Genomic DNA, 25,784 nt, shown 5'->3' with positions numbered 1-25,784 from the left:
TCCCTAAAGCCCAAACTGTTTCATTATCTCATCAACGTCTTCTTGAGTAATTTCTCTCTTCCACTGGAGCTCCTCCATCTTTTTCCTGAGCTCAGGCTCTTCAGCAGGCATTTCCTCTATACCAACAAGAAGAGCTATTCTAAGAATGCTCTTTTCAATATCATTTAAAAACGATTTTACCTTTAAGAGTCTCTGAGCCAGTATATCCTGAAATTCAAGAAGAGTTAAATCAGAAGTTAAACGGGAGATAATTTCCTTTAGTTTCCCAATCAACTTCTCTCTTAAGGATTCATCTTCAATTTGAGAAGAAAGTTCCAAAAGGTAGTTTAGATCTTCTAAGGTCTTCCCTATCGATTCTATCAGCCTTTTAGTTGCCTCTTCACTCTCACTTATAGCGCTCTCTATGTGATCATTAGCTAAACTGAAACCTTCCTTCTTCTTTGAAATATCAGAGATTTCGTCTTTAAAAGACTTTACAAGGTCAAGAAGTTCCTTAACTTCCTTTAAGAGGTTCTTCTCCATTTCAGATCCCCCCACTCAATAATCATTTTCGGAGAAAGCTAGAAGTTTTTTAACCTAGTCTTCCTTAAGCTGCTCAAGTATTTTAGATATATCAATATCAAGTTCATCAACAGCCTCTGTCGTTTGGAAAGGAGCTGCAGTTTGAGGCCTACTAAAGTTAGTAAATCCTGTTGCTAAAGGCCTCCCTTTTTCATCAAATCCCGTAGCAATAACAGTAACCTCTATTGAACCTTCAAGGCTATCGTCCATAGTAACTCCAAAGAAGAAATTAGTATCATCCCTCTTTGCCCTCTCCTTTATTAAAGAAGCAGCAGCATAAGCCTCATCAAGCGTTAAATCACTTCCTCCGGTTATATTTACAAGGATTCTACTTGCTCCTTCAACTTGAACGTTTTCAAGGAGAGGGTTATCTATTGCCTTCCTTGCTGCAGTTAAGGCTCTATCCTCTCCGCTGGCCTCTCCTATACCAATCAGGGCATAACCTCCACTGTGCATAACAGTCTTAACGTCTGCAAAATCAAGGTTAATAAGGCCAGGCCTTGTAATAACTTCACTTATCCCTTTTACTGCCTGATAGAGAACGTTATCTGCAAGTTTAAAAGCATTAAGGATGTTCATATCCTTGGGAGCTATTGTAAGGAGTTTTTGGTTTGGAATAACCATCAGAGTATCAACAAACTCCTTTAACCTTCTGATCCCCGCCTCGGCAAACTCCTGCCTTCTCCTACCTTCAAAGTCAAAGGGGCGGGTAACAACGCCAATGGTAAGTATTCCCATGTCCTTAGCAACTTTAGCAACAATCGGAGCAGCTCCCGTTCCCGTACCTCCGCCCATTCCGGCAGTTATGAAAACCATATCGGAACCTTCAAGGACTTCCCTTATTTTAGGCTCATCCTCCAGAGCTGCCTGCTCGCCAATCTCAGGTTTTCCACCAGCACCAAGTCCCTTAGTTAACTTCTCACCTATCTGAACTTTGACGGGAATAGGAAGTTTTGAGAGGACTTGAGCATCAGTATTAATAGCTATAAACTCTACCCCTTCTATTCCCATTTCAAACATTCGGGAAACAGCATTACCTCCGCCTCCTCCAACTCCCACTACCTTTATTACAGGCCCCTGGAAAAGATCATCAGCTATATCAAACATCTACACCTCCTTAAATATACTGGGTTAAAAAGCGCCATATTGTAGAGAATAAACCTTCTTTACCGTAATCCTTAGTAAGATCCTCTTTAATATCAGTAAGCCTTTCTCGTTTATTGAGGGAGAGTACATAGTTAACTACTCCTTCTATTGGAGATAGAGAGGGATCTTTCAACTCTCCTTCAGGAGAAACAACCACAATAGGAGCTTTAAAGAGTTTCTCCAGGAGAACCGGCATATCCTTGAGCTTAGCAAACCCACCGGTAACATAAACTCTATTAAGGTGAGTTAGAAAGGATGGGTCTTCATTTTCTAAGGCTTTCTTTATGTCTTTAGCTAACTTCTTAAGCTGAAGGTGAATAAGAGCAGGAATCAAGATTCTTTGAACTCTCAAAGTCTTAGTTCCATAATTTATATTTATTACCTCCTCTGGATTAACGCTGAAGGCATAAGCACTTCCATATTCATTAAATAGCCTTTCAGCCTCATTCCTACTAACTTTTAACTGCTGAATGATAAAATCTATTATATCTTCAGCTCCAAAAGGTTCATGCTTAAAGAAAACTGGAGCATCTTCCCTCAGGTAAAGGACCTCTGTATTCCCTGCTCCAAGGTAGATAAATAGGTTATTGTTAAAGTAAGTTTTATCGTCTTTAACTGCGTAATAAGAAGCAAGAGTCTGAAGTACAACTCCTCTAAGTTTAAGACCTACCTCTTTTAAAAGCTGATCTAGAGTCTTTAAGTAGGCCTTAGAGGCCAAGATAACAAAAGCCCTCATACTAAGCTCTCTACCTGAATGGCCTATAGGGTTTTGTATACCGTCAACGTTGTCAACTATAAACTCTTGGGGTAGTATATGGATGATTTCATAGATGTTCTTAAGGGTTAGACCTTTCTTCCTCCTTATTTCCTCTTTTATCTTATTTTTAACCATATTAACATCATTGTAGTTTATAGTCTTAATCCCGGGGAAGGAAATCTTTGCTTCAACCTCATAACCTAAGGTACATCCACCAGGAACTATAACGTAAGCTTCAAGGGGAACGGCCGAAGTTGATTCAAGCTTCAGTTTGTTGAGAGCCGAACGTAAAGAATCTTTAGCCGATGGAACGTTGATTATACTTCCGTTCTTTATACCTCTAGAAGGAGTAGTCGCAATTGTAGTATGCTTCTTATCCCCCTTAACGAGCGTAAGAGCAGTCCTGATTGAACTGGTTCCCAAATCAATAGTCAGTATCTTCTTCTCTGTAACCATTACTTCCTCCCCCGGGTAAGCATGTCGTAGAACCTAAAGTCGTAAATTCCTGGCTTTAGAAAGCCTGCAAGGGAAATAAATTTTTTGTAGTTATCCCAAGAAGTACCTTCAGCTCCTAAATAAACTATAATTCTCCCCTTTCTAAAGATTAGGGTTATAAAGTTATCACTCAAAATAATTTGAGGCGGTTCTCCCTTTAAAGTCAACTCCTTTATCCTATTGTTGGCCAGTTTAATTTCCATTTTAACAGTTTTTCTAATTTTTAAAAACCCCCTATCTGTCACAAAAGGGGACTCCGCTCCTTTGTAGTAGTAAACAGGCAAGCTCCTTATGGCTCTAGAACTCTTTTCAAGAACAAAGTCATTATCACCTATTAAGTAATAGGTTCTATTGAAGAAAAGGTAAAACGTAGGAATGGTTTCCCAGACCTTAATTGTTAATTTATCTCCTTTAACTGAAACTTCCTCTTTCTTTACCCAAGGAAAAGAATCTAGCTTATCGGAAAGTTTTTCAATGAGAGCAGAGGAAATAGATTCACCCGGCTGAATAAGTGAAACCACATATTGGCTTATTTGTTTCTTCCAATTACCGTGTTTTTCTACAACGATAATTTCTACTTCTTTAAGATGCCCCGGAGCATTTAAGATACCGTAGAAAACAAAACCGAAAAACAAAAAGAGGAAGATAAATATAACGAGACGTTTCAAGTCCTCAACATCTCCTTTATTAATTCTTCAAAAGAAATACCTTCAGCTTGGGCAGCCTTAGGTAAAAGACTCCTCTCTGTTAAACCTGGTATAGTATTTACCTCAAGAACAAAAGGTGAACCGTACCAGTTAAGCCTAAAATCAACCCTTACCGCTCCTCTGCAATCAAGGACCTTATAGACTTTCTCAGCTATACTCCGAAGTTTCCTCTCCAACTTAAAAGGGAGCTCCGCCGGTACTTTGTACTTAGTAACAGGTGAAGAGTACTTGGCTGTAAAGTCGTAAAACTCTCCACCTGGAACAATCTCAATAGGGGAGAGGGCCCTTCCATTAAGAACGGCAACGGTGAGCTCTCTTCCTGGAAGGTACTCCTCTACAAGGACTTTATCGTCGTACCTAAAAGCCTCCTCTAAGGCCTTATCAAGTTTCTTCTCTTCCTTTACAAGCGTTACGCCGACGCTTGAACCCGCTCTGGCGGGCTTAACAATACAGGGTATCTCTACCATTTCCAACTTATCACCCTTAAAAAGGGTAATACCTGAAGGAACAGGTATCCCGTAGGATGAAAGGAGCCTCTTTGTGTAATCCTTATCCATTGAAAGGGCACTTGAAATTACACCACAACCGGTGTAAGGAATTCCCATGATATCAAGCAATCCCTGAACTGTTCCATCCTCCCCAGGGCTTCCATGGAGGACGAGGAAAGCTTTATCAGGCGATACCTCCCTAAGTTTAAAGGGGAGCTCCGGAGAAAGCTCCAGAGGAAAGACCTGATGTCCTAAATTATTCAATGCCCTTATTACGCTCTCCGCACTCTTTTTTGAAACTTCAGCCTCAGGTGAAGGCCCTCCATAAATAACGGCTACCTTCAACTCTTCAACCTCTCCCTTATAATTTCACAGACCTCCTCAAGTCTATTTCCCCTTGAACCCTTAACGAGTATAACTCTTCCGTAAAGAGGAAATTCTCTAAAGAAAGAGAGCAACTCCTCCCTCTCAGAGAAGTAGAACTTTTTACCATTAAAGGCTTCATAGGTATAATAAGCCTCTTTCCCATAGGCTACAAGTAAAGAAACACCTGCTTTCTCAAGGAGAAGAGCCAACTTTCTATGCTCTTCCCTTGAGTAAGGACCAAGCTCAAGCATTTGACCGACAACTGCCACTCTTTCTTTGGGAAAGAGAGAGAGGACCTTTATTGCATTTTCAAAGGAGGCCGGGTTTGCGTTGTAAGAATCGTCAATCAAAATTGTTGAACCGTAGTCCTCAACTTTCAATCTACCTGAAGGCGGAGTAAAAGTCTCTACAAGGAAAGGGAGCTCCTTCAAAGAAACCCCTAAAAACCGAGAAACAGCAACACCGACAAGGGTTGAATTAACAACAGAATAGCCCGGAACTGGACTTTTAAAGGTAACTTCCTCACCGAAGGCCTCAACGGTAAAGAAGGAACCTCTAGAAGTTAAGTCAAGAGATACTAGCCTAACGTTACCTTCCTCTCCAAAAGTAATCGTTTCCTTAGCCTTTGAGTAGTCAGAGAACTGATAAGGAACAACTGCTAGGTCAACCCCATCAGTTAAAGAGAACTTCTCCCTTACAATCTCCTCCAATGAACCAAAACCCTCAGTGTGGGCAATTCCTACTTTTGTAATCACAGAAACTTGGGGCTTAACTAAAGCCTTAAGCTGTGAAACTTCTCCAGGAGAGTTTGTTCCGACTTCCTGAATGTAGAGGTTGGAAAAGGAGGGGAGATTTGAAAGAGTATACGTTACCCCAATTTCGTTGTTAAAACTCCTCTTGTTCCTGTAAGTAGAGAAGAAGGGAGAGAAAATGTGAAAAAGGAGCTCCTTAGTCGTGCTCTTCCCAACGCTTCCTGTTACAGCAACTACCGTACCTGAAAACTTTGAACGCTTGTAAAGAGCAACCTTCTTAAACGCCTCAAATGCATTTGAAACCTTAATTGCGAACTTCCCTGGAGGTACTGTGAACTCCTTTTCCGTTAAAGAGCCAACAGCTCCCCTCTTAAAGGCCTCCTCAATAAAAGAATGGCCATCCCTTCTTCCTTTAAGGGGAACAAAGAGGGCTCCCTTTCCTACTTCCCTTGAATCAAAGTGAAAGGAACTTACACGGGAAGGCGATCCCATTAACTTCCCACCAACCAGCTCAGCAACTTCCTCTCCTCTCATAGAACTCCTTTACTACCTGCTGATCTTTAAAGGGAATTTTCCTCTTCCCGATTAACTGGTAATCTTCGTGGCCTTTTCCGGCTATAACAACAACGTCATTATCCCCTTTAATGGAAAGGGCCTTTTCTATAGCTTTTTTCCTATCTGGAATTATAAAAACGTTCTCTCTGGAGGGAATCCCTTTTAGTATATCGGCTATTATCCTTTGAGGGTCCTCACCCCTTGGATTATCGGAAGTTATTATAACAACATCTGAAAGCTCGTAAGCAATTCTCCCCATAGGAGCTCTCTTTTCCCTATCCCTTTCCCCTCCACAGCCAAAGACCGTTATTAACCTACCTTCAGTAAAGGAGGAAACTGTTTTAAGGAGTTTTAAAAGTGCGTCAGGAGTGTGGGCGTAGTCTACAAAAACTCTAGGATAGACCTCCTCTAGGCGTCCAGGAACTCTTAATCCATAAAAAGAATCCTTAACCTTTTCAGGCTCAAAACCTAAAAGGGTTAGGGTGGAAAAGGAGGCACAGAGATTGTAACCGTTAAAATCTCCCCTTAAGGAGGAGGGAACCTGATAAACTTTACCCTGAAAATTTAGACTCAGAAGGCCGTCTCTAAATTCAAGGATTTTAAAGTCTCCAGCCTTCCCATAAGTAAAGGAAATTCCTGGAAAAATTTCCCTAAGGGCCGAAAGGGCCACTCCCCACCTATCATCAACGTTAATTAATGAAGATTTCGCCGAAAAGAAGAGCTTCTCCTTTGAAAGGAAGTAGGAAAAGAGGTCTTTATGGAAATCAAGGTGTTCAGGTGTAAGGTTTGTAAAAACTGCAACCTCAAATGGAACTCCAAAGACCCTATCCAGCTCTAAACCATGGGATGAGACTTCACAAACAACATAACAACAACCTCTATCGGCAAATTCCTTGAGGATCTTGAAAAAAGTAGTCGGGGAAGGAGTTGTCATTCCTGTAGGAGAGAGGGAATCTAAAGACATACCGTAGCCCAAAGTTCCAACGTATCCCGATTTAACAGAAAGTCTCTTTAAGGCCTGAAAAGTAAGCAGTGCAGTAGTAGTCTTCCCGTTGGTCCCGGTTATTCCGATAACTCTAACTTTCCTCTCCGGATTTCCATAGAAGCGGGCTGAAAGGAGGGAGAGAGTCTTTCTTGGCTCAGAAACTAGGAAAACCGGAAGCTTACCTCTTAGCTTTCTGTAACTCCTTTCAGAATCGGTTATAACTGCACAGCACCCTCTCTCTAAAGCATCTTCAATGAAGTCGTTTCCATCAGAAGAAATCCCTCGGTAGGCAAAGAAGAGATAGCCCTCTTCTACCTGTCGGGAATCTTCAGCTATTCCAGTTACCTCAACTTCCTCCTCTAGGGGAAAGGAAAGGGGTTTTAAAAGGTGAGAAAGGAGCATTACTCCCTATTTACCCTCTTTTACCGTCTCTTCCAACTTCTGTATTTTAGCCTCAACCTCTTCAAGGATACTCTTCTTCTCTTCTTCGCTTATTTCACCTTCGGGAGTTGAAATAAGCTTCTTAATCGACTCACTAATATCCTTAACGAGGCCCTTTGCCTTTTCAGGAAGTTCGCTCTCCTTTAGCTGCTCCTGAAGCTCCTCTATCTTCTTAAGGAGCTCTTCCTTCCTTGTAGTTGCTACATAAGCGGCACCTGCTCCTACAACTGTTCCTAAAATGAAAAGTAGTGAGTTCTTCCTCATCTCAACCCTCCTCTTAATTCAATATCTACAAACTAATTTAGTCCTCTTTTCTCCTATTAAACACCTTTGTAAAGGAAAGGAGAGAATTAACTCTTTGAAAAGAGTCTGAAAGAACCTTAACAGTGTTCCTTAATTCGTAAACTGTAGGTTTTAAGCTGGAATTAACTGTATCTAAGCTATCTTCAACTTTCTTAATTAAGTTGTAGAGGGCTGCTAAAAGGGTAACGGTAAAAACTGTTATAACGACAAAACAGACTGTTATAACCGTTAAGTCAAACTCAATTAAGGTCATCTATTACCCTCCTATTGTAAACATCTTACGGGAGCACCCTAAGGACTCAAGGGCCTCTATTCCGTTTACTTTGCATTTTAATAAAAGAGCTCCTTTCAGAGTATTTAAAAGTTTATCAAAGGAGAAATCTGGAGAACGGATAATCTCCTTAAGGTTTATCTCTTTGTCTGACATAAGGCAAAGTCTCAACTTACCGTCTGAAGTAAGCCTAACGCGGTTACACTCGTGGCAGAAGTGCTCACTAATAGAAGGTATAAAACCGATAACTGCCTTCGTCCCCGAGACCTTAAAGGACTTTGCCGGTCCCTTTTTATAGTTTTTATAAGGTTCCAAAGGCCCGTAAATAGCCTCTATTTTCTCCCTAATTTCAGAAATAGGTATGAAATTTTCCTGCGAGAAGAATTTTCCTCCTACAGGCATTAGTTCAATAAAACGAACCTCTACCTGAAACTCATCGGAGAACTTTACAAATTCCTCAATTTCCGAATCGTTAAACCCCTTAATTAAAACCGTATTCACCTTTACAGGATTTAAGTTAGCTTCAATTGCAGCTAAAACTCCATCTATTACCCTAAAAAGGGAGCTCTTTGAAGATCCCGTTATAAAAGAAAACTTCTCAGGGTCTAGGGTATCTATACTTACATTAACCCTCTTAAGTCCTGCCTCTTTTAGTAGAGAAGCCTTCTCTGAAAGGAAGTAGCCGTTTGTAGTTAACGAAATATCCGAAATTCCATCTATCTGAGATAAATCTGAGATAAAACTCTCAATGCCCTTCCTAACTAAGGGTTCTCCTCCAGTAAGCCTTACAGAATCAACGCCCAATTTAGAAAACGCCTTTACGATGAGGGATATCTCTTCATACCTTAGGATTTCCGGATGGGGAATAAACTCCTTTACTCCTTCAGGCATACAGTACTTACACCTGAAGTTGCACCTATCGGTAACAGAGACCCTTAGGTAAGAAATATTTTTCATCTTCGGCTCCTTGAGGTATTTTATCACAAAGCCTTACCAACCTTTTCTATCTATAAAGAGTTACTACAACTTCCAGCCTTCGTGACCAATAAGTAGGCTGTAGGTCTCTAAGGTTTTTGAGATATAGTCCCTAACGGCTTTTGCTTTATTCTTCCTAAAATTCTCCTCCCAGCGTTTATTACCAAACTCATAACTTGCACCGGCTATTAGGTCAATCACCCTTTCAGATGGAGGAAAAATGGGATAACTACCGGATTTAAGGGCATAATCGCACAGTCTCTTAAGGAAATCCTTCCCGTGCCTCAAAAGGTTAACTCCTTCACCGTAAACAACTTCAAACAGCCTCTCTAAAACGGGCTTTGCAAGGCCTCTGGAGAGAGAACACTCACCGTCCAACTCACAGGAAACCTCACCTGCCGTCATCCACCTTCTATGAAACCTGCACCAACCGACGTTGTCGTACCAGTACTCAGATATTGAGCTTTCAACGATCTTCTCCGCCAAAGATTCTGGCTCTGGGAAAACCCCGAATTTGTAGTAAGTCCAGTACTTTCCCTGAACGGGAAGGGGAATAAAATTTCCAAGGGCCCAATACATTGTAGGGCAAATCTCTCCTTCCTTCCCCAGAGCAACGAAAACTGCATAGTCCAAAGAGCTCCTTCCCTCAGGTATCCTCTCTTTAAAGTTCTCATCTATGTAGGAAGCAGCCTTCCTCTTTCCCTCTCCCAGTAACTTTGGAAATTCACCCTTTGCGTAGGCAACGTTTTTAGCAAGCTGGCACAGGAGGTCGGCGTTTACCTCTGAAGCTTTCTCAGGCTCATTGATTAAGGTTTGTGGAGAAAGGAGGGGCTTTCCCGAAATACCAACCTCCTCTGGAGTTAAAATTTCCCTCTCAATGAGTTCAAAAACCCAAGAAGCTATACACCCAAACTCTATGGCATCAAAGCCGAGAGAATCTACGGTTCTAACCGCTCTATCTGCAGCTTTTAAGTAGATATTCCCGGCAAGGGGTCCGTTGGCGTTGTAAGGTTCATAATCTACCTTAAGGCCGTTCCTTACCTTCTTACATGCGGCAGGGCAGGGCTCTCCACACGTAGTCCAGGTATTTTTATCTATTGACTCTTTATTAAAGATTTCAACATACTTCTCCTTTATTAAGTTAAAGAGCCTTTCCCTATCCTCCCTTGGGATGTAAGGCATCTGCCAGTTCAGGATGGGAGTCTTCTCCCTCTCGGCGTAGTAGTCCTCTCCAAAGGTTCCGCCGGTTCCATGCTTTGGGTTGTAACGGTACTTCTCAGTCTTCTTTGCAATCACCTTAAAGAGAGGTTCTGAGAAAATACCCGAAAAGAGCTTCTTTGTATGGTCGTAGTTGCTGATGAGCCTCTTCTCTTCCTTATAAACTCCACCAAAGACAATGGCAGCAATATTGTGTGCTCTTAGAAGTACGCTACCGCCACCTCCCCTTGCGGCCCAGTCCTCGCTTCCCTCAACCGGCTTACCGTTTCTAAGGGTTTGAGAGAAAATTGCACCGTAATTCGTATTAAGGGAGGCAGGGCCTACACAAGCAATTCTGAGTTCCCCAGGAACCCTATCTAAAAACTTGCCTACCAAGTAGTCTGAGAAACTGTAAACTCCATCCTTCCAAAGCTCAGATAGTGACTTTTTGAGGGGCTCAACGGAAACTACAACGGAAGTCTCATCTCCATAAATCACAAGGACAGAGGGAGTTTCAGCCTTCCCTATGATTGAAACAAAGTCAACTCCCGTTCTCTGAAAGGTATAAGCTGCCCCTCCCATGGTTGAAGGGAAGAGAGTCCTATAAAGCGGCGATTTAAAGAAGAAGACAAGCCTGTGGGACCCGGGAAGTATTGAACCAGCAAAGGGCCCTTTACCGAAAACAACGGCATTGTAAGGAGAGTAAGGTTCCTTCTCGTAGGTTTTAAAGAAGTTGTGAACATTAAGGCCGTAATCTAGTAAACCGTAAACTCCCTCTAACCTTTCCCTCCTTAGGAGAACCTTCCCCTCTATCAGGTCTACCCTTAGAGTCACAAATTCCACTTTAAATTTCCCCCTTTAAACCTTTCTGGTTTCCACCCAAAACTATATTACCACAGCAGCGAGTTTGACTGAGGTTTTGTCAGCAGTTATAATGTAAGTAATTACTAACTAAGAGGGCTAAAATGGGAACGACTAAGACCAGAGAAAGAATTGTTGAATCAGCCTACAAGTGCTTTTCCGAAAAAGGGTACATTGGAACAACGACTAAGGAAATTTCCAAATTGGCCGGAATTTCAGAAGTAACCCTATTCCGCTACTTTAAGAGCAAAAAGGAACTCTTTGAAGAGGTTTTAAACAAGTTTTCAGTATTACCCGACATAGAGAAAATAAAAACGGAAAAATCTCTTTCGATAGAGAAAAAGCTTGAAAAGGTAGCAGAGGAAATAATTCGTTCCCTTAAGGAGAAAAAAAACTTTATAAAGATTCTCCTTTCAGAAATATCTCCCCACTCAGAAGAAGTATCTGAAATTTACAGAGAATTCATCAGTAGACTTGACTCAATAATAGCAGAAATTCTCTCTTCAGATAAAGAAACTGCAAGGCTATTTCATTCATCACTGTTTGGATACTTCCTATCAGAGGAAATCTTCTTAGAATCGGAAATTGATGAGAAGAAATTAGAGAAAATTGTTAAGAAGTTAGTAGAACTTTTTACAGAGAAGCGAGGTGAAGAAAAATGAAAAGAATTTCCATTTTATTAGGAAGCTTAATAGTTATTGGAGTAACTCTATGGGTAGCTCACTTTTTCTACCAGCACTACAGGTTCGTCATAACCGATAACGCCTTTCAGATGGCAGACATCGTTAACGTTTCAACACAGAAAGTTTCGGGAAAGGTAGTTAAACTCTTTAAAGAGGAGTACGAAGAGGTAAAGAAAGGAGCTCCCCTTTTTAAAATTGACGATAAGGTCTACAGGGAAGATGTAAAGTCCTTTGAACACGCAGTAAAAGGATTGGAGGAAAACAGGGAGAAACTGGAAGTAGAGCTAGAAAGGCTCAAAGAGGAACTTCCAGCAAACTACAGAGAGGCCGTTAAGAGCTACAGAGCTTCTTTAAAACAAATTGAAGAGCTTAAGAAGGAAATTGAAATTGCTAAAGTTAACTACAGAACGGCAGTCAGAAGCGCTAAAGCCAACTTAAATGCAGCAAAGGCTTCCCAGAGAGCAGCTGAAGAAACCTACAAAACTGCAATGAAAAAGTTCAAAAGGTATAAGAACCTATACAAAAGAAGGGTCGTATCAAAGCAGCAGTATGAGGAAATTAGAGCGGCTTACTACGGAGCTCTAGCAAACCTAAAAGAAGCCCAATCAAGGGTAAAGAACTCAGAAGAGGAACTTAAAAGGGCAAAGAGCTTGAAGTTAAAAGTGGCAGCCTTAGAAAAAGAGTTGGAAAGCCTGAAAGAAAGGAACTTCGCCCTTAAAGAAAGGGTTAAATCAGCCAAGGCCCAGCTAAAGAAGATAGATGAGCTAAAGAAGTCAATCAAACAGATAAAAGAGGAAATAAAGAGTAAAAGGGCACAGCTTGAGAAGGCAAGGGAACTTCTCAGAAATACCCAAGTAGTATCACCGGTAAACGGCTACGTTGCCAAGAAGTGGAAGGAAATAGGAGACTTCGTTTCTCCCGGCCTTCCAGTATATTCAATCTACGACCCTAAGACATTTTACGTCTTAGGTTGGATAGACGAGGACAAAATCAAGTTCATAAGAGTTGGAAGTAAGGCAAAGGCAGAGCTTGAAGCGTGCGGAGAAGAATTTGAGGGGGAGGTTATCTCCATCGGTAAGTCTGCAGGCTCAGTATTTGCTCTGATTCCGAGGGACACTTCTCAGGGAGACTACACAAAAGTGACCCAGAGGGTTCCTGTTAAAGTGAAGCTCAAAAGAGTTCCTCTAAAGTGCATTAAGCCAGGAACGAACGTAAACCTCTTTATTGAGAAAGAGTAATGGATAAAGGGCTCTTTTTAAAAGGAATCCTCATAGTTGCCGGAATGTTCATGACCTTACTTGATACGACGATTGTTGACATTGCACTTCCCCACATGATGAGTGCCTTTGACGCTGACCCAGACGACATTCAGTGGGTAATTACCTCCTACATGATAGCTTCAGCAGTTGCAATGCCCGTTGTCGGCTGGCTCGGTGGAAAGCTGGGCCACAGGAATACTTACCTTTTGGGAATTGGACTATTTACAGTTATGAGCGCCCTGTGTGGAGCTGCCCCCAACCTTGACACAATGATCTTAGGAAGGGTCTTTCAGGGAATTGGAGAGGGCTTAGCAGTTCCAATGACAATGACGCTCCTCTTTGAGCTCTTTCCCTCGGAGAAAAGGGGAACTGCAATGGGAATGTTCGCCCTCGGAGCAACATTTGGCCCCTCTTTAGGGCCAACTTTGGGAGGGTACTTAACTGAGCACTTTAACTGGAGGTGGATTTTCTACGTTAACCTAATTCCCGGCGTTTTAGTAGTTTACTTCTTAACACTCCTACTGGAAAATGTTAAGGAAAAAGAGGTTAGGCCTTTAGATTACTTAGGTTTATCCCTTCTAGGCATAGCCCTAACTACCCTCATAATAGCCCTCTCAAAGGGAAACAGCTGGGGATGGAAAGACGAAAAGACTGTAAGCCTCCTATACACTTCCTCTATCTCTACAGTACTCTTTGTTTGGTGGGAGATAAAGACAAAAAACCCGTTAATTAACCTGAAACTGTTTAAATACAAGTTTTTTAGCTACCCAGTAATCTCCCTATCAATATTTGGAATGGGAGTATACGCTTCCTACTTCCTACTTCCCCTCTACCTTGAGAAGTTAAGGGGTTACCCCACAATTACGGCAGGTGAAATCCTCCTGTGGCCATCCCTTGCCACGGGAGTTGTAAGTTTGGTCGTCGGCCTTTTGATTGACAAGAAAGTCATTTCAAAGAAGCTATCAATAATAGCCGGAATCGTTATCTTCACAGTCGGAACTTACCTTCAGACTAAGCTTGACCTTGATATGAACAAGTTTGAAATAGTAATTTACTTACTACCATGGGCATCAGGCATGGGCTTTTTCTTCCCTGCACTTTCTCAGATTTCACTTGGAAACTTTAAGGGAGAGCTCCTAAGACAGGCCTCTGGTCTTCAGAATCTCTTAAGGCTCGTAGGGGGAAGCGTAGGAACCGCAATTTCAACTTACATCTTAATCTCATCACAGGATAAACACCTCATAAGGATGGCCGAAAAAGTCTCTTCTCAAAGCCCTCAAGTAATCTCCTTCCTAACGGAAGTAAAAAACCACCTTTACTACGAGATGTCAACTGTAAAGCCGATGTTAAGTGAAAAGGCAAACGCTATCCTTGGAACGCTCTACACAAAACACGCATTCTGGCACTCGTTTGCAGATGCATTTTTCTTTGCAACTATCTGCGGGATTTCAACCCTCATACCTGCACTATTTACGGAGGAAGAGGATGAGATTAGCACTGATAGTAACACTAACCCTAATGCCAACTCTGGGCATAGCAGGGGAGCTCCAGAGCCTAATTGAAACTGCTCTAAAGAGCTCCCCCCAGATTGAGCAAGCTAAGAGGCAGCTGAAGGCCTCTGAGTACGAGGTTAAAAAGGCTTTTGGCAACTACCTACCGGAAGTTAAGTTCAGCTATTCGTACACAGACCTTTCAGATACCCCTTCCTACACGATGGAGGTTCTGGGAGGAGCTCTCCCTCCGACCTCATTTTCCCTATTTAAGAGGAAGTTCTACCAAGAGGAGCTCTCACTCCAAACTCCCTTATTCACAGGGGAGAGGATTTTAAACCTGATCAGGGTAAAGAAGAGCCAGAAGGAAGGTTACAGGTTTTACCTTGAGGAGGTTAAAAACCTAATCGTTGAAAGGGTAAAGGAGGACTACTACGAGGTTCTGAAGGCAAAGGCGCTGGTAGAAACAGCTAAAGAGTCACTAAAGAGCGCAAAGGAGCACTACAGGGTGGTAAAGGCCTTCTTTGATGAGGAGATAGTTCCAAGGAGAGACCTCCTTGAGGCAGAGGTAAAGGTAAGCGAGGCAGAGGAGAGGTTAAAGGAGGCTATAGGCTACTACAGGGTAGCCCTTGAGAAGTTAAGGGTTGACTCAGGGGATTTTGACTTTGAGCCAAAGGGGGAAATTAACCTTGAGGTTGAAGGAAGGAGGTTTAACCCTGAGGAGTTAGTTGAAAGGGCACTAAAGGAAAGGGCAGCTATAAAACAGGTAAAACTCTTTTTAAGGGCAGCAGAAAGGGGAGTTGACCTTGCAAAGAGCCAGTTTATGCCCCAGGCCTTCCTGAAACTCTCCTACTCAAAGACCGACCAGTACCCCTTAAATGGCAACTTTTCAAACAAGAGCACAAGCGTTGGAATATCGGTTCCCATATTTGAGGGAAGTAAGAGGTTCTGGGAGCTAAAGAGGAGCAGGGAAGAGAAGTTAAAAATAAAAGGGAAGCTTGAAGAGGTAAAGAGGCAGGTTAGGCTTCAAGTAGTTTCAGCCTGCACAAACATTGACACAGCTTTAAAGAGAATTGAAGCTGCAAGGAAGAGGGTAGAGGAGGCAAAGGAGCTCTTAAGGGACTCAAAGGAGAGGTACAAGGAGCACGTCGGAACCTCTACTGAAGTTATTGATGCAATAGCCTACCTAACGTGTGCGAAGTCCTCCTTAGTTAAAGTAGTCGCAGACTACTATAAAGCATTGGCTCAGCTTGAGTACGCAGTCGGAGGGAAACTATGAAAAGGTTTTTGGCCCTGATTTTGGTCTTGGTCCCCTTCTTTGTTTCCTCATGTAAAAATGAAGAGAAAGGAGTTTTATACATAAACGGCAGGATAGAGGGAGACGAGTACGACGTTGCTACAAAGTATGCAGGAAAAGTGGAGAAAGTTTTCGTTGATGAGGGCGATGAGGTTAAGAAAGGAGAAATCCTTGCCTTCCTTGACTCAAAAGAGGTTAAGGCAAGGAGGGAAGCGGCAGAGAAGGCTTACCAAGGAGCTCTAAAGGAGGCTGAGGCGCTAAAGAAAGAGGTGGAGCTCTTAAAGGAGAAGTTGGCCGCACAGAGGGAAAAACTGAGGGAATTTGAAAGAGAGGTTTCCCTTTCAATTAAGGTCTCTAAAGAGAAGTTAAAGAGGGCAAAGGCCTCTTTAAAAGGGGCCTTAGCTCAAAAGTATAGGGCAGAGGCAACCTTAGAGAAGGTAAAAAAGGACTACGAGAGGTTTAAGAGGCTTTACGAAAGGAGAGTTATCTCTAAGAGCAGGTATGAGGAAGCATTGCTGAGGCTGAGGGAGGCTGAAAGCGGCTATAAAAGTGCCGAGGCTGCAGTTGAGGGAGCAAGAGCTCTCATAAAGGAAGCAGAGAAAGGAGTTAAGCTTGCCTAAAACAGGAAAAGGGAAATAGAGGCCCTAAAGAAGGAAATAAGGGCCACCGAAAGGTCAATTGAGGCAAAGGAGGAGCTCTACAAGGGAGCTCTTAACAGGGCTAAGAGCTTAAAGGGGAGCTTAGAGGAAGTTGAGGTAGTTTTAGAGAACCTGAAAATTACCTCTCCAATTAACGGAGTAGTTTCGGAGAAGATGGTTGAGCCGGGAGAGGTTGTTGGAGCGGGAGCAAGTCTTTTTACCCTCTACAACCTGAATAAGCTCTACTTTGAAGGGTACGTCCCTGAGAGCAAAGTTGGCCTTCTCCACGTAGGGCAGAAGGGCTACTTGGTCGTTGATGCCTACCCGAAGAGAAAGTTCCCTGTAGTTCTAACCTACGTTAGCACGAGGGCAGAGTTCACCCCTAAGGAGGTTCAAACTAAGGAGGAAAGGGTAAAACAGGTGTTTAAAGTCAAGCTGAGGCTGATTGAAAACCCTAAGTTCGTCTTAAAGCCGGGAATGCCTGCGGACTGTTATCTGGAAGTTAAGGAATGAGAGTAGTTGAAGGTAAAGGGTTAACTGTAACTTACAGAAGAGGAAAGGTTATTGCAGTAAAGGGGCTTGACTTTAAGGTTGATAAGGGGGAGGTCTACATTCTCATTGGACCTGATGGGGCTGGAAAGTCTTCAGTTCTCAAGTCTACAGCGGGAGTTATAAAGTACGACGGAGGAAGTTTAAGGGTATTTGGAAAGGACCCAAACAGGGAAAGGGAATTTCAAAAGGTAAGAGAGAAAATCTCCTTCATGCCTCAGGGATTGGGGCACAACCTCTATAAGAGGCTCTCAGTTAAAGAAAACCTTGAGTTCTTTGCAGACCTTTACGGAGTTAGTGAAAGGGAAAAGAGAGAGAGGATGGAGCTCCTTCTCAAAGTAACCGGCCTTTACCCCTTTAAAGAGAGAAAGGCCGGGAAACTATCAGGCGGAATGATGCAGAAACTCGGGATATGCTGTGCCCTCATTCACAAACCTGAGCTTTTAATACTTGATGAGCCGACAACCGGAGTTGACCCCGTTTCAAGGAGGGAAATCTGGAAGTTAATCTACGACTTTGTAAAGGAAGGGGTAACCGTAATGGTTGCAACCTCCTACCTTGATGAGGCAGAGAGGGGGAGCTCCATCTTGCTAATGAAGGGAGGAGAGGCCCTATCTCAGGGCGAGCCGGAGGAGGTTGCAAGGACAAAGGGAAGGGTATTTGTAGTTGAAGGAGAGGACTACAGAAAGGCTTACGAGAAGCTGTGGGAAATAACGAATACAGTTAGACTGAAGGGGAAAAAGGTAAGGGCTGTCTGTAAAGGCGAAAGGATAAGGGAAGTATTAAAAGGCCTCAAAGTGGAAATAAGGGAAGTTGAGCCGGAAATTGAGGACTTCTTCGTTGAAAAGGTGGGGCTAAAGAGAGTGAAACTTCCTGAAATTCTAAGGCCGAAAACCATCCCTCCTGAAGAGGCAGTAGTGGTGAAGAACGTAGTTAAGGCCTTTGGAGACTTTAAGGCAGTTAACGGAGTTAGTTTTACTATAAAGAGTGGAGAAATTTTCGGACTACTTGGACCAAACGGTGCAGGTAAGACAACTCTAATAAAGACAATCTTAGGCCTTTACCAGCCAACAGAGGGAGAAATTTTAGTTGCCGGGGAGAGGGAAAGGAGGAAGATAAAAGAGATAATCGGCTACATGAGTCAGAAGTTCTCACTCTATACAGACCTAACCGTTATGGAAAACCTTAAGCTCTGGGGAGCCGTTTATGGCGTAAGTTTAGAAGAGGTAGAGGAAATCGTAAGTAGAACTGCACATATTTTAGGCTTTGAAAGCTACCTTAAGGTAAAAGTAAAGGCTCTTCCTCTTGGGATAAAGCAGAGGGTTTCCCTCCTCTCAGCCCTCCTTCACAAACCCCCGATCGTTTTCCTTGACGAGCCGACAAGCGGAGTTGACCCGGCTGAGAGGGACGTTTTTTGGCAGGTAATAAGGACTTACTCTAAAGACTTTGGAGCAACAGTTTTAGTTACGACCCACTACCTTGACGAAGCTGAGTACTGCGACAGGCTCCTCTTAATGAACATGGGAAGGGCAGTTGCAGTGGGAGCTCCCGACGAGCTCAAAAAGAGAACTAAAGAGGAGTTGGGAGAACCTTTCATAGTTTACACTAAAAACCCATTTGAGGCAGAGGAAAAGTTAAAAAAGTCTGGGTTTAAAGCGGTAATTTACGGGAAGAAGGTAAAGGTATTCGTAAAGGGAGAACTTGACCTCAACAGGCTAAAGGAAGCAGGGGTTAAGGTTTTAAGAGTAAAGAGGGGCGAGATTTCAATGGAGGACGTCTTTGTAAATGAAGTGGAAAAGAGTATGGGGAATAGTTAAGAAGGAGGTTAAGGAGCTCCTCAGAGACCCTATCGGGTTAATTACTTTCCTCTTTGTCCCTGTATCTATGATGATAATCTTCGGATATGGAATGAAGTTAGAAGTAAAAAAAGTTCCTTTTGGAGTATTTGACCTTGACAAGAGCTCCCTATCTAGGGAGATAGCCGAAAAGTTTAAGGCAAACAGGGAGTATTTTGACTTTAAAGGGGAAGTCAATTCTTATAAGAGGGGTATTGACCTAATTACAGATGAGAAGATCAGATTTCTACTGGTATTTCCGCCGAAGTTTGAGGAGAAGTTTAAGGAGGGAAAGAACACAAGGTATCAGGCAATAATTGACGGAACCTTTCCCTACAGGGCAACGGTAATAAAGTCTTACGTTGAAGGAATAACGGTAAAGGAAAACCTTGATAGGTTAAAACTTCAGGATGTTTTAAAGGTAAAGAGCAGGTACTGGTTTAACGAATCCCTCAATCAGGACTACATAATTGCAGTAGGGACCCTTGCAGTTGTCCTTCTAATATCGCCTGCAGTCTTCTCAGCCCTACTAATCGTCAAAGAGAAAGAGATGGGCTCAATATACAACGTTTACTCTTCCCCCATAACCAAGGGAGAGTTCTTAATGGGGAAGTTACTCGCAGGCTTTACCATTTCAATACCGGTCTTCCTCATATGCTACGGAATGACAGTTCTCCTATTTGGAGTTCCCCAAAAGGGTAGCACCCTTTTAATGGTTATTGGAAGTTTAATTTACGTTGCGGTTTCTGTAAGTTTTGGTCTTTTAATATCAAACCTTTTCTCTTCACAAGCAGCTGCATTTATTGGGACAACAATACTAACAGTTGTTCCCTCAGTTCTATACTCAGGTTATATGACACCGGTCTCTTCAATGGATATGAGCGGTTACATAACCGCTCACATAATACCAACCTATTACTACTTAAAGTTCATAAAGGGTATCTTCTTTAAAGGAGCCCCTCTTAGCGTCCTGTGGAGGGAACTGGCAGTCTTAATCCTGTTTTTAGTTTCGGTTTACCTGATTACGTACGTAACATTTAAAAAGAGGGAAAAATGAAGTTCTTAGTCCTCCTTTATAAGGAGTTCTTACAGTTTATGAGGAATAGGGGACTTTTAATCTTTACAGTTTACGCCTTTACCCTTGACATCTACTTAGCGGCAACGGGAATTGACCTAACTTTAAAAAACGCCTCCTTTTACGCTCAGGATAGGGATTACTCATTTCTATCAAGGGAGCTAATATCAAAGTTCCCCCCGTACTACTTTAACTTTAAAGGCTACTTAATGGACGACGACCAGATAGACAAAGTTCTCCTTGATGATAGGGCAATCGGAGTTATTGAAATTCCACAGAAGTTTGAAAAGAACATAAAGGAGGGAAAGAGGTTAGAAGTTGGAGTTTTGGTAAACGGAGCTGAAATCTCCTCAAGTTACCTCTTTTCAGCATACGCAGAGCAGATAATCTATACCTTCCTGACAGGAAACTTTATGAGAGGAGGGAGCTGGATTGAAGTTAGGCCAAGGATTTTCTTCAACCAGAACGCCTCAAGTAAAGTATTTATGGCCTACTCGGAGCTCTTAACCGTAATTACCCTCTTCCTCCTCCTCCTTCCTGCTGCCGCAATCGTTATTGAAAAGGAGAGGGGAAATGTTGAAATGCTCCTCGTCTCACCGGTACCTATTGAGTTTTTCACTACAGTAAAGGTTATTGCAATGTCCATTCTCGTTTTAATCTTTACTGCCCTTGCACTGTTTTTTACCGTTGAAAAGCTTTCAGGAGTTCCCTTTCACGGAAAGGAGATAGACTTCCTACTCTTAACTGCAGCATACGCATTTACAACAACGGGACTTTCCCTCTTTATAGCCTCAATATCGGAGAACATGCTTCAAGTTTCACAGCTAACGATCTTAATTTTAGTGTCTGTTTTATACCTATCAGGAAGCTGGACTCCGATAGAGAGTATGCCAAAAATACTTCAGTGGCTGTCGGCCTTATCCCCCCTTAAGTACTACATAAACGGAGCTCTCTCTATAGCTATAAAAGGGCGATCCCTCTGGGAGTTAAGGGATCAGATTTACGCCCTTCTAATTTTAGGGGGAGCTCTCTTTACAGCTGGAACTTTCTTCTTAAAGAAGAAATCTTAGAGGCTTTCCAACGGAACCTTTGGAACTGAGCCAAAACAAGAGGACCTTTCCCTCCTTAAAACGAAAGCTATTGCCCCTTGAGGAAGAACCTGGGCAGAAAAGCCTATTCCACCTTCAGCCATGAGGAGGTCAACAGACTTCCCCCGATAGGAAAGACCCTTAATTTTGTCTTTAAAAGTCTCAGTTAAAACACTATTAACAGCCACCTGGAGGTTCGGAACCAATTTCCTACCCTCTGCTCTAATTAACTCTTCAATCATACCTATTAGCTCTCCTATCCTTTCTTTCCTAACTCCCTCTTCTTTTAAAAGGGTTTTTAATAAGGAAAGGGCTTTCCTTAAAAGCCTAACGCTTACAGTTAAAGTTCCATAGCCTCTATAGAGTCTAAAGGGATAACAGAACTTTAAGGGAGGTTTATCAGGAGAGGAAATAGAAGTCCTCGTGGTAGATGAGGCTGAATAAACGGGAACGCCGGTAAGCCTTTCAACTTCAATTAATGAGTTAATAATATTTACCTCATCCCCTGTATGTTCCCTAGTTGGAGGGAGAACAACTGTTCTGTGGGATTTACTCTTAAGGAAGTAAGAAAGGACAATCTCCTTAGCCAAATCTACAACTTTAAAAGCCCTAAACTCCCAAAGCTTTCTGTACTCTTTTTTATCTCCTTCAAAACCTATGTAAACAAACTCTACCTCCTTTTCACCTTCATCCCCTTTCCCTTGCCTTATCCTTGAAACTGCTTGGTAAACTTCCCCAAGCTGAACTTCAGGTAAGAAAGAGGGAATAAGGATTAGGGCTTTATTAAAGGGTACATCAATTCCCCTTGATATTGACGAGGTACCGATAATAAAGTCACAACCTTTAAAGTCCTCGCTAAAGCTATAGGCAGTATAAATCCCAACCCGATACCCTTTAGATTCTAAAAGTAAAGAAAGCTTAGCTGCAACTTCCCTATCCTGAATGTAACAGAAGGTTCCTTTTCCCTTCAACAGTAGCCAATCGGCAAGTTTCTTTGCTAAAAGGCCTAACCTCTCCTCCCTGCTTTTAGGCTTTGGTAGGAGCTCCCACCTGGTTACTAGCTTCAAGCTTCTTCCAATGAAGGCAGGCTGGCTATCAACAATAGTGGGAACTCCAAAGAAATCTTCAGCAGTCTTTGAAGAGTAATTATGAAGGGTCCTCTGAAAATTCTCCTCAGTAACCCTTAACAGGAGCTCTGGAGCTGTCAAACCTTTATCAAGGAAATCCTTTACCCACTTAACGTAATTATCAACAACTTCACCACACAAAAGGTTAGCATCAAGTCCAAAGAGATAGGTTCTATTTAAAAGTCCTTCCCTTGAGAGAGCATCAATCAAGTCTTTTAAAGAGACCAATCCCCCTTCACTACCGGTAAGCTCATCAACAACAACGATAATGGTTCCGTTCCCTTTCCCATATTCAAGCCAAAGCTTGGCCATTTCTCTAACTTTCTCAGCAGTACTCCTACCGTAAACCCTTGCAACTGAGTGAATAGTTGAGAAAAGACCAACAAGATCAAGGTCTTCACCTAACCTAATTCTATTTTCAAGGTCTGCCTTTGCAGAGGATAGCTTCCCCTTCCTGAAACCTCCAGTCCAAAAACCACTGTACGAATCACCTGAGGAAAATTCCCGTTCAGTTGAAAGGAGCTTACCTCCCAATTCATTAGAGAATTTTTCTCTCTTATCCTCATTTATCCTCTTCCTCGGGGAAAAGTAAAAGAGGAAAACCCTTTCTCCCCTTTCCCTCAAACTTTTGATGAGTTTAAAGACGGAAGTAGTCTTACCACTACCTGCCGGGTGAACCATAAGGTAGAGCTTTCCCCTTTCAGATTCCAAAATACCCCTCTCCACTCTAGCTCTTACCTCTTTTATTGAGCCAAGCTTTTCACTGTAAAGCTCGCAAGTTTCCTTCTCAGCTACCTTTTCTATAACACAACTTACATTACCTAAGTTTTTCCTCTTACTGTAGTAATTTCTTAAACTCTCTAAAATCTCTTCAAGCTCCTCATCACTACCGTCAGCCTTGAAAAGGCCGCTTGGCATCTCAAATACTGGAGAAACTACTCCGATAAAGTAGTAGTCCGCTCTCTTTTCGTGCCATTCCCTATCAAGCTTATGGGAAATGGCGTATCCAAGTACCTGAGCGAACTTGATGGCCTCTAATTCTGAAAACGGAATGCCTAACCTATCAAGGTTATTAAGGTAAGCTGAAATCTCCTTTGAAAATTCAAAGAGGGAGGAGGTTAAGTAGTTAACAGGAACAAAGATATCCGGCCTCGAAAGGGAACTTAATCCCTCATCAATTCTACCGTGGTAGAAGTTGTAAAAGAGCTCAAAAACGCCTGAAGTGGTTAGCTCCAAAACGACAGCAACTGTACCACATTCACCTTTTAAGTAGGCAATAAAATCTGCATTCTGGTAAGAGAGAGGAAGTAGTTCTTCCTGGTAAAGGACCCTCTCCTCAAAGGACAGGAATTTAAACTTCCCCACCTGGGAGGTTATGGCCTGGCTTAAGAATTTGAGATACTCGTCAAAAGCAACAGTTCCGGCTTTTAAAAACCTATTTGAAAAATCGGGGTCTACTTCCCAATCCTTCAGTAGAGACGTTAAAGTGGAAATCTCCCTTTCAACTATAGGAACTTTAAAGCCCCAAACTTCTGAAGCCCTTTTAATAAAGGAGAGTTCAAAAAGCTTACCGAATAAGGGTCTTAAATCGTTAACAACCACAGTTAATCCTCAAATACAGAGAACGCTGGCGATCCTTGAAGCACCCTCAATAATCAGGCCGTTTTTTGGGAACTTAAACGTAGAACCTTTCCTTACTACACTAAGTCCCCCTGAATCCTTTAAGTACTCCTTTTCCTTTGCAAAGTCATTAGAGAGGTCAGATTGGAAAATCCCGTAGGTAAGGAAAAGGAACTTCAAGTAAGGAGCTCCTTCAGTCCAGAGCTCCCCCGATAGGAAAGGAAGGTAGGTAATCCCGTGGGAAGTTACAAAACCTTCGTCTTTTAAAAGTTTCTTAGCTGTAGGCGGAAGAGGAGCAAAAAGAGTCCAGAAGTGCCTTTTGTTGGCCTCATCTCCCATAACGTCCTCTATTACTTTAGTATGGGTACCACCTTCAGACTTTAGAAGGATAAAGGCCTTTTTAAGAACTCCCCTCTTTATAAAGTGGGTAATCGGGTAATCGGGATTGGTTTGAACTATGAGGAGCTCCCCTTCAAAGCCACTACTGTGAAAGGCCTGAAGTACTGTATCTTTAATTTTCTCAGGAGAGGTTAACTTATCTGAGGTAAGGATTATCGGATTTATTAACTTAGCTGGAAGGTTTCCAACCTTTGCCTCCTCACCTCCAGCAAGCCTCATAACCCTACCTAAGAACTTAATCTTCGTTTTTACTCCTTCGTAGGAGCTCTCAATAGTGTATTCGTAAACCTTAAAGAGCCTGTGTTTAAGGGTTAACGGTTCTACTCCCAACTCTTCAACTGCACAGGAAGGAACAAGGTAACCTGAAGAGAACTCCCTTATTAAGTGGCCTTGAACCTTAAAGTCCCCTCCTTTAACGTCAAAAAGGACCTCTATCTTCTTTCCACTCTTTACCGCTGAGTTAAGAGCATAAGGTACAACGTAAGAAGCGTACTTTTTCAAGGTAGGGTAAAGCTCATCAGTAAAACCTTGATTAGGATATGAGGTACCGTAGTTGTAAATACGCTTTGTTAAGTCCAGAAAAAGGTTCTTTATATCCCACCAGGGACTACCTTCCTTACCCTCGTGAAACTGGAAGAAAATAGCCTCTCCTTCCTTCCCAAACTTTGCAAGGGCAAGGGCTAAACCAAGGGAAAGGTAAAAGAAGCCAGGTCTAAATAGGATTTTATCTCCCTTAAACCTAACTACCGCTCCTTTTTCAAAAATAGGTATAAAATCAAGGCTTACTGAACTTGCCTCTACACCGAACTCTCCCAACTTCCTTTTTAGGAGGTTAACTACCTTTCCTCCCTTCCCAAAGTGAAGGATTTTGGCCTTCTCTATCTCGACCCTACTACCTGAAACGGAGAAGGGAACCTTTTTCCTAGACTCTTGGGAGTAGTTAATAACCTTGATCTCATTAAACTCAAGGTCTAAAGCTTTTAAAAGGTGTTTGCTGTAGTTCTTATGAAAGTCCCAAGTAAGTTCAAGGAGGCGGGAAAAGGCGTTGTAGAGCTCCTCAAATTCCCTTTCAACAACCTCCTTTAGCTTCTGATTTCTCGAAACCGACTGGTACTCTAAAGAACCTTTTAAAATTTCTAGGGCTCTCTCCTTAACTTTCTCCTTTGAGTACCTCTTCCTCGACTTTAGGTTCTTAGGGTAGAGAGTGTAAATCCTGTATACTCCATCTTTAGTTCTTGAGTAAAACTTCCAATCTAGAGGTTCTCCGTGTCTAAGGAAGTAACCTGCAACAGGTCCAAAGAGAGAATCAGAACACTTACTTAATAGGTAGTCTATTTCCTTCTTCATACCCTCTGGAAGTAGAGGTAAGAGCCTGCTATATAGCCTCTTTTTACTCTCATACCAACTGGTCGGCCCAGCTTCAGGAACGTAGAGGAAAACGGAAAAGGCTCTCTTTCCCCCTTCCTTTATGAAGTGAAGAAAACCTCCTTTTCCAGTTGAAGGAATATTTACTTCCCTACTTGGGAAAGGGCTCCATTTAAAAGAGCTAAAGCTCCTCTTTGAGGGAAGAACTCCCCTCCCCTTTTCAAACAACCGGTTAATTTCCTCTACAGCCTTTAAGAGCTCTACCTTCACATCCCTTCCAGCTAAACCTTCGGCCATAAGATTTGCAATACTCCAGAGGTAGCTATCTGAGACTTTCACGTACTCATCTAGTTCAGAGTAAAGGGGAGGGTAGAGGAGGTAAGCGCCGGCTACCTCAGAGTAGAACGTCTGAGAGCTACATAGGTAAACTTTCTTTCCCCTCTGATATGAAAAGAGAAGCTCATTCCCCGTGACTATCTCCTTCCTCGCCAAAGCCTCC

General features: G+C 42.4%; 22 protein-coding genes. 9 read left to right on the top strand and 13 right to left on the bottom strand.

The genetic code is table 11. From position 1 onward, the window contains the following. Positions 1-3 precede the first annotated feature (3 nt). The 11 genes from C7457_RS03500 to C7457_RS03450 form a co-directional block, all read right to left on the bottom strand. Positions 4-522 (bottom strand): hypothetical protein, encoded by a 519-nt coding sequence (locus tag C7457_RS03500; RefSeq protein WP_121170054.1) that lies wholly within the window; start codon positions 520-522, stop codon positions 4-6. A 54-nt stretch (positions 523-576) separates the two neighbouring features. Then, complete coding sequence (gene ftsZ, locus C7457_RS03495; RefSeq protein WP_121170053.1) at positions 577-1,668, bottom strand: cell division protein FtsZ; 1,092 nt, start codon at positions 1,666-1,668, stop codon at positions 577-579. A 10-nt stretch (positions 1,669-1,678) separates the two neighbouring features. After that, complete coding sequence (locus C7457_RS03490) at positions 1,679-2,920, bottom strand: cell division protein FtsA (RefSeq protein ID WP_121170052.1); 1,242 nt, start codon at positions 2,918-2,920, stop codon at positions 1,679-1,681. Beyond that, complete coding sequence (locus tag C7457_RS03485) at positions 2,920-3,627, bottom strand: cell division protein FtsQ/DivIB (protein WP_121170051.1); 708 nt, start codon at positions 3,625-3,627, stop codon at positions 2,920-2,922. The genes C7457_RS03490 and C7457_RS03485 overlap by 1 nt, the downstream gene beginning before the upstream one ends. Further along, positions 3,624-4,499, bottom strand: a complete 876-nt coding sequence (locus C7457_RS03480) for a D-alanine--D-alanine ligase family protein (RefSeq protein ID WP_121170050.1) — start codon at positions 4,497-4,499, stop codon at positions 3,624-3,626. The genes C7457_RS03485 and C7457_RS03480 overlap by 4 nt, the downstream gene beginning before the upstream one ends. Then, a complete protein-coding gene (locus C7457_RS03475; protein WP_121170049.1) occupies positions 4,496-5,806 on the bottom strand; it encodes a UDP-N-acetylmuramoyl-tripeptide--D-alanyl-D-alanine ligase in 1,311 nt (436 codons plus the stop codon). The genes C7457_RS03480 and C7457_RS03475 overlap by 4 nt, the downstream gene beginning before the upstream one ends. After that, entirely contained in the window at positions 5,784-7,214 is a 1,431-nt protein-coding gene (locus C7457_RS03470) for a UDP-N-acetylmuramoyl-L-alanyl-D-glutamate--2,6-diaminopimelate ligase (RefSeq protein ID WP_121170048.1), read from the bottom strand. Before C7457_RS03470 ends, C7457_RS03475 begins: the two co-directional genes overlap by 23 nt. Before the next feature lie 6 nt (positions 7,215-7,220). Further along, a complete protein-coding gene (locus tag C7457_RS03465) occupies positions 7,221-7,517 on the bottom strand; it encodes a YtxH domain-containing protein (RefSeq protein WP_121170047.1) in 297 nt (98 codons plus the stop codon). A 37-nt stretch (positions 7,518-7,554) separates the two neighbouring features. After that, positions 7,555-7,809 (bottom strand): hypothetical protein, encoded by a 255-nt coding sequence (locus C7457_RS03460; protein WP_121170046.1) that lies wholly within the window; start codon positions 7,807-7,809, stop codon positions 7,555-7,557. A gap of 3 nt (positions 7,810-7,812) precedes the next feature. Beyond that, positions 7,813-8,784, bottom strand: a complete 972-nt coding sequence (gene moaA / locus C7457_RS03455) for a GTP 3',8-cyclase MoaA (RefSeq protein WP_121170045.1) — start codon at positions 8,782-8,784, stop codon at positions 7,813-7,815. 63 nt (positions 8,785-8,847) lie between these two features. Beyond that, a complete protein-coding gene (locus C7457_RS03450; RefSeq protein WP_121170044.1) occupies positions 8,848-10,842 on the bottom strand; it encodes an aldehyde ferredoxin oxidoreductase N-terminal domain-containing protein in 1,995 nt (664 codons plus the stop codon). Between the two features lie 122 nt (positions 10,843-10,964). Between C7457_RS03450 and C7457_RS03445 the strand changes: the two genes are divergently transcribed. From C7457_RS03445 to C7457_RS03405, 9 genes are all read left to right on the top strand, one after another. Beyond that, a complete protein-coding gene (locus tag C7457_RS03445) occupies positions 10,965-11,522 on the top strand; it encodes a TetR/AcrR family transcriptional regulator (RefSeq protein ID WP_121170043.1) in 558 nt (185 codons plus the stop codon). Continuing rightward, the gene (locus C7457_RS03440) at positions 11,519-12,781 is read left to right on the top strand and encodes an HlyD family secretion protein (RefSeq protein ID WP_121170042.1); all 1,263 of its coding nucleotides are present in this window, start codon (positions 11,519-11,521) and stop codon (positions 12,779-12,781) included. The genes C7457_RS03445 and C7457_RS03440 overlap by 4 nt, the downstream gene beginning before the upstream one ends. After that, a complete protein-coding gene (locus C7457_RS03435) occupies positions 12,781-14,364 on the top strand; it encodes a DHA2 family efflux MFS transporter permease subunit (RefSeq protein WP_121170041.1) in 1,584 nt (527 codons plus the stop codon). Before C7457_RS03440 ends, C7457_RS03435 begins: the two co-directional genes overlap by 1 nt. Then, positions 14,288-15,571, top strand: a complete 1,284-nt coding sequence (locus C7457_RS03430) for a TolC family protein (RefSeq protein ID WP_170137341.1) — start codon at positions 14,288-14,290, stop codon at positions 15,569-15,571. Before C7457_RS03435 ends, C7457_RS03430 begins: the two co-directional genes overlap by 77 nt. After that, positions 15,568-16,209, top strand: coding sequence for an HlyD family secretion protein (locus tag C7457_RS03425; protein ID WP_121170039.1), 642 nt, complete (start codon positions 15,568-15,570; stop codon positions 16,207-16,209). Before C7457_RS03430 ends, C7457_RS03425 begins: the two co-directional genes overlap by 4 nt. 192 nt (positions 16,210-16,401) lie before the next feature. Further along, positions 16,402-16,740 (top strand): HlyD family secretion protein, encoded by a 339-nt coding sequence (locus C7457_RS03420; RefSeq protein ID WP_484600297.1) that lies wholly within the window; start codon positions 16,402-16,404, stop codon positions 16,738-16,740. Beyond that, positions 16,737-18,593 (top strand): ATP-binding cassette domain-containing protein, encoded by a 1,857-nt coding sequence (locus C7457_RS03415; protein ID WP_121170037.1) that lies wholly within the window; start codon positions 16,737-16,739, stop codon positions 18,591-18,593. The genes C7457_RS03420 and C7457_RS03415 overlap by 4 nt, the downstream gene beginning before the upstream one ends. Continuing rightward, positions 18,562-19,668: an ABC transporter permease gene (locus tag C7457_RS03410; protein ID WP_121170036.1), complete on the top strand. Its 1,107-nt coding sequence runs from the start codon at positions 18,562-18,564 to the stop codon at positions 19,666-19,668. The genes C7457_RS03415 and C7457_RS03410 overlap by 32 nt, the downstream gene beginning before the upstream one ends. After that, the gene (locus tag C7457_RS03405; protein ID WP_121170035.1) at positions 19,665-20,756 is read left to right on the top strand and encodes an ABC transporter permease; all 1,092 of its coding nucleotides are present in this window, start codon (positions 19,665-19,667) and stop codon (positions 20,754-20,756) included. The genes C7457_RS03410 and C7457_RS03405 overlap by 4 nt, the downstream gene beginning before the upstream one ends. On the opposite strand, the gene C7457_RS03400 is transcribed toward C7457_RS03405, so the two are convergent. Continuing rightward, positions 20,753-23,503: a DEAD/DEAH box helicase family protein gene (locus C7457_RS03400; protein ID WP_121170034.1), complete on the bottom strand. Its 2,751-nt coding sequence runs from the start codon at positions 23,501-23,503 to the stop codon at positions 20,753-20,755. The two genes, C7457_RS03405 and C7457_RS03400, sit on opposite strands and share 4 nt — an antisense overlap. Positions 23,504-23,512: 9 nt before the next feature. Next, positions 23,513-25,777 carry a hypothetical protein gene (locus C7457_RS03395; RefSeq protein ID WP_121170033.1) on the bottom strand — a complete coding sequence of 755 codons (2,265 nt, stop codon included), beginning with the start codon at positions 25,775-25,777 and terminating at the stop codon, positions 23,513-23,515. Positions 25,778-25,784: the final 7 nt, after the last annotated feature.

It is taken from the genome of Thermovibrio guaymasensis (assembly GCF_003633715.1).
GTDB lineage: Bacteria > Aquificota > Aquificia > Desulfurobacteriales > Desulfurobacteriaceae > Thermovibrio > Thermovibrio guaymasensis.
This window is presented reverse-complemented; position numbering and strand designations above follow the sequence as displayed.